General features: G+C 49.2%; 1 protein-coding gene. It reads left to right on the top strand.

Going from position 1 to position 435, the window contains the following annotated elements:
* Positions 1-428: recombinase family protein (locus tag RX395_RS10145; protein ID WP_316367400.1), on the top strand; the 428-nt coding region annotated here is incomplete at its 5' end.
* Positions 429-435 lie beyond the last annotated feature (7 nt).

Here is a 435-nt window from a genome sequence, read left to right on the forward strand (position 1 = left end):
GGTATAACCTGGTGAATGGGAAACTGGAAATCAATACTGACGAGGCCCCGATTATCCGCCTCATATTCGATCGGTATCTGCAAGGCCATAGCATGGATGATATCGCGAAGGAAGTCACTGCATATGGGTTCCCAACACGGGACAAGAAGCCTTACTGGCAAGTGACCTCCGTCCGCTATGTTCTATGCAACGAAAAATACATTGGAGACTCTCACCTTCAGAAGACTTATATGACCGAGGCACTACCGCGCCAGCAGAAGCGGAACAGCGGCGAACATAAACAGTATATCTGGAAAGAAACCCATCCACCGATTATCAGCCAGGATATATTTGAGCGAGTACAGAAGCTCCTGGGCGTCAAGAGTTCCCGTATTCCTCCAAAGTCAAAGGATGTCTCGCCGTTTGCGCAGCACATCTTCTGCGGCTGACTCTTAA

This window comes from Collinsella aerofaciens (assembly GCF_032584215.1).
Lineage (GTDB): Bacteria > Actinomycetota > Coriobacteriia > Coriobacteriales > Coriobacteriaceae > Collinsella.